Raw genomic sequence first — 4,158 nt, forward strand, 5'->3', positions numbered from 1 at the left:
CCTCGACCGCATGGCTCGTCAGCACGAGGCGCGGCGCCGGCATCGCATCGTAGAACTGGCCGATGAACGAGCCCAGCACCTCGTCCGGCGTCATCGAGCGGTCGGCCTTAGGGAAATAGGCGCGGTTACCCCAGTTCTGGAAGTTGCGGAAGAAGAACACCTCGATGCAGAACTGCCCGGCCTGCTCGTCGAGGGCGAACACGTCCGCCTCCTCGACCCCTTGCGTGTTGACACCCTGAACGCCTTGAATCGCCGACAGCGCACTGATCCGGTCGCGGAAGCGGGCGGCGCGCTCGAACTCCATCGCGTCGGAGGCGGTCTGCATCTCCAGGCGCATCCGGTCCTTCACCGCGTTGGACTTGCCGGCGAGGAAGTTCTTGGCCGAGTCGGCCATGCCGGCATAGTCCTCCAGCGCGATCTCGCCGGTGCAGGGGCCGGAGCAGCGCTTGATCTGGAACAGCAGGCAGGGCCGCGTACGGTTCTCGTAATAGCTGTCGGTGCAGGTGCGCAGCAGGAAGGCGCGCTGCAGGGCGTTCACGGTGCGGTTCACCGCCCAGACGCTGGCGAACGGCCCATAATAGCTGCCCTTGCGGCGCCGTGCGCCGCGATGCTTGACGATCTGCGGCGCCGGCCCGTCGGCGGTGACGAGGATGTAGGGGAACGACTTGTCGTCCCGCATCAGCACGTTGAAGCGCGGCTTCAACTGTTTGATCAGGTTGGCCTCGAGTAGCAGCGCCTCGGTCTCGGTGGCAGTGGTGACGAACTCCATCGCCGCCGTCTGCGAGATCATCCGGGCGATGCGGTTGGAATGCGCCTGGCCCCGTGCGTACGAGCCGACACGGGCCTTCAGGTTCTTGGCCTTGCCGACGTAGAGCACGTCGCCTTTGGCATCGAACATCCGGTAGACGCCCGGCCCCAAGGGCAGCGTGCTCCAGAACCGACGGATCACCTCCGTGCCGGCCTCGACGGCGCCGGGCTCGAAATCGAAGTCGATCTCGGGCGCCTCGTCGGCCTGCGCCGGCACGGCCTCGTCCCGCTCGTCGTCGAAGGCTCCGTTCTCCGAGGCTTCGTCGTCGAAGCCCTCGGGAGGCAGATCCTCGGTGGTTCGACCTGACGGGACTCTCCGGCTCATCGCCGTGATCTAAGCCCGCGAAACTGGGGAGGGAAGGGGCGGGACGCGCAAAGGCGCGCCGCCTCAGCCGAACAGCGCGTCGATGTCCGACTGATCGACGTGGCCCGGATCCTCGTCGAGCTTCGGGCCGTTCAGGAGGGAGCGCTCGTCGTCCGGGTCGATGACGGCCTCGACGCCGCCGTCGATCAGGTCGCGGAAGCCGTCGAGTCCGCTCCAGGCGGAGATCATCCGGTCGAGATGCGATTCGACGAAGCTCATCACGTTGACGATCTTGCTGATGCGCTGGCCGGTCAGGTCCTGGAAGTTGCAGGCCTCGTAGGCGACGATGACGCGGTCAAGGATGACGTCGACCTTGTCCTGGCCGCCCTTGCCGAGGTTGCCGGCACGCAAGATGTTGGCGCTCGCCTCGATGTCCTCCAGCGCGGTGAGCAGCGTCGAGGTGGCGCGCTCGGTCGAGCCGACCACGGCGCCGAGCTCGTCGGCCGCCCGGCGCATCCCCTTGCCGTTGCTCTCGGAATGATAGAGCGCCGCGATCTCGTCGCGGGTGTTGGTGATCGCCGCCTTCATCACGTCGAGCTCGGACCGCATCGCGAAGGCTTCGCTCAGCTCGCGGCGGCACGCATCGATGGTCTCGCCGGCGCTTGATTGGGTGATGCGGCGCAGGTCCTGGATCGCGGACAGGATCTCGTCGAGGTTGGCGCCCCCCGCCACGGGCTGGGCGCTCGGCGCCATCACCACGGCCGGCGCCAGGCCCAGGCTGTCCTCGATGCGGTAACGCTTCTGATTCATCGGCTCGAACCGGTGGTCTTGGAAATCCGAACCTGATCTGAGACCGATAAGGGTTGCGGTTTGCTGAAGATCGCTCGTGTCCGCAACAGATTCACGCTCGATTCACGCTGCTTCGAGACGACCGAGCCCCTGCGGAGCCGCTGGCTTCGATTCACCACGTTCCTTCACCGGATGTCGCGCATCCCGGTCCGACGTTGTGCACCATAGCGGGCGGCACCGAGCCAGACCGCGGCGCAGGAGTGCGGTGATGCGGGCGAGTTGGTGCGTAGGGGCGGCGCTGGTCGCGTCCGTGTGGTCGGGTGCAGCGCAAGCGCAGGCGCGCTATTCGGAGGATGACGGATACGGCGGCGGCCTGATCGAGTACCTGTTCACCGGCGATGTCGGCGCCCGTGGTGGGTCGCGCGGCGGGTCCTACGGAGGCGCCCGCTCCGCTTCTGCGCGCTCCGGGTACCAGGCGGCAGCTTACGGCTCCGCGATGCGCTCCGGCGACCCGATCGAGCCCTATGGCGGTGCCGCACCGGCCTACGCCTCGCCCGCTTACGCCGCGTTGCCCGTCCAGGGCGGCCTGCCCCCCGAGGCCGACCGGATCGCCCGCGCCCCAGATCCGCGCTACGCCCGGCAGGAGGTCGCGTTCCCCGGCCATCAGCGGCCGGGAACGATCGTGATCGATACGCCCTCGAAGTTCCTCTACCTCGTCCAGCCCGGCGGCCGGGCGATGCGCTACGGCATCGGCGTCGGACGCCCCGGCTTCGCCTGGTCCGGCCTCAAGACGATCAGCCGCAAGGCCGAGTGGCCGGACTGGACGCCGCCCGCGGAGATGCTGGCCCGCCGGCCGGACCTGCCGCGCCACATGGAGGGCGGTCCGGGCAATCCGCTCGGGGCCCGGGCACTTTACCTCGGCTCGTCGCTCTATCGCATCCACGGCACCAACGAGCCGCACACGATCGGCCAGAACGTGTCGTCCGGCTGCATCCGGATGATGAACGACGACGTGGTCGATCTCTACGAACGGGTGCCGGTGGGAACGCGCGTCGAGGTGATGTAGGCGAGACGGAAAGACAAAGGGCTCGGGGCCGCCTCGAAAGGCGGTCCCGAGCCCTTTTTGCATTACGACGGATCGGCGGCGAAGCGGACGTCGAGCCCGAATGTGCATGCCCGCTTCGCCGGTTTCGATCAGGCCCAGTCGCTGTCGTCGCCGCCGCCGAGGTCGCCAGCGAAGTCGTCGTTGCCGCCATCGAAGGCCGCGTCGCTACCGGCGCCGAGCGGCGCACCGAAATCCTGGGTGCCGCCGGCATCCGCGCCGAAATAGTTGTTCTCGATGGTGGTACCGCCGCCAAGGCCGGCCGCCGAGGCGGTGCCGAGGCTCGAATGGCCGCCAGCGAAGGCGTTCGACAAGGCGCTACCAAGCAGCATGCCGCCGGCCGCGCCCGCCGCCATCGGCAAGGCCGTCGCCATGAAGCCGCCGCCGCGGGCGGGCGCCTGCTGCTGGCCGCCCCAAGGTCCGCCTTGCTGCGGGCCGCCCTGCGGATAACCCTGTTGCGGGTAGCCTTGCTGAGGATAGCCTTGCTGAGGGTTTCCCTGCGGCGCGCCGCCCTGGTTGCCCCAGGCGCCGCCGACCCGCTGCTGCGGCTGCGGATCCTGGCGCTGAGAGCCGCCGCCGAAGATGCTCGACAAAAAGCCGCCGCCTGAGGCTTGCGGCTGCGCCTGCTGCTGGCGGGCCTGCTCGAGCTGCTGGTTCAGGCTCTTGATCGCCTCTTCCTGCACGTAGATGAGCTGCGCCATCGCGTAGGGCGCGTAGGGCTGGGCCCGGAGCTTGTCGGCAATGAAGCGCTCGGCATCGGCGTCGCGGGGCTGGCTCGAGGCCTGCTCCAGGCGCTGGAAGATGCCGGAGATGACGTCGCGTTCTTCGCTGTTCATGGAGTCGTCCTCCTCGGGTCGAACAGGAGGCGTCTCGCGCCTCCTGGATCCACAGAAGATGGGGAAGACGCGGCGCTTTGTCAGGGGCCACGCGGAAAACTTCGCCGTGAGGCACAGCTTCGTTTCGCCGGGCTGGACGGCCTTCCGAAATGCAAAAAGCCCGGCCTTTCGGCCGGGCTTCTGCGTGTCGGGTCGAGGATCGGGACCGTCTGCCGCCCGGGTCGCGGGCCGCGTCCGGTCCCGAAGGTCCTAGTACGAGCCGAACTTGTAGTTCAGGCCGGCGCGCACGACAGCGAACTCGGTGCTGTTGTTGCGGTTCA

General features: G+C 68.3%; 4 protein-coding genes. 1 reads left to right on the top strand and 3 read right to left on the bottom strand.

The window, feature by feature from the left end; all coding sequences use genetic code 11:
* Together uvrC and FV222_RS18905 are read right to left on the bottom strand one after the other, a co-directional pair.
* Nucleotides 1-1,132, bottom strand: a 1,132-nt coding sequence (gene uvrC, locus FV222_RS18900; RefSeq protein WP_147815382.1) for an excinuclease ABC subunit UvrC, incomplete at its 3' end; no start/stop codon positions are given.
* A 63-nt stretch (nucleotides 1,133-1,195) separates the two neighbouring features.
* Nucleotides 1,196-1,921, bottom strand: coding sequence for a chemotaxis protein (locus FV222_RS18905; RefSeq protein WP_147764021.1), 726 nt, complete (start codon nucleotides 1,919-1,921; stop codon nucleotides 1,196-1,198).
* A gap of 247 nt (nucleotides 1,922-2,168) precedes the next feature.
* On the opposite strand from FV222_RS18905, the gene FV222_RS18910 reads away from it, so the two are divergent.
* The gene (locus FV222_RS18910; protein ID WP_147764020.1) at nucleotides 2,169-2,966 is read left to right on the top strand and encodes a L,D-transpeptidase; all 798 of its coding nucleotides are present in this window, start codon (nucleotides 2,169-2,171) and stop codon (nucleotides 2,964-2,966) included.
* A 128-nt stretch (nucleotides 2,967-3,094) separates the two neighbouring features.
* Here FV222_RS18910 and FV222_RS18915 read toward each other — a convergent pair whose 3' ends face one another.
* Nucleotides 3,095-3,838, bottom strand: coding sequence for a DUF2076 domain-containing protein (locus tag FV222_RS18915; protein WP_147764019.1), 744 nt, complete (start codon nucleotides 3,836-3,838; stop codon nucleotides 3,095-3,097).
* Nucleotides 3,839-4,158: the final 320 nt, after the last annotated feature.

Source organism: Methylobacterium sp. WL103 (assembly GCF_008039885.1).
GTDB classification, from domain to species: Bacteria; Pseudomonadota; Alphaproteobacteria; order Rhizobiales; family Beijerinckiaceae; genus Methylobacterium; species Methylobacterium cerastii.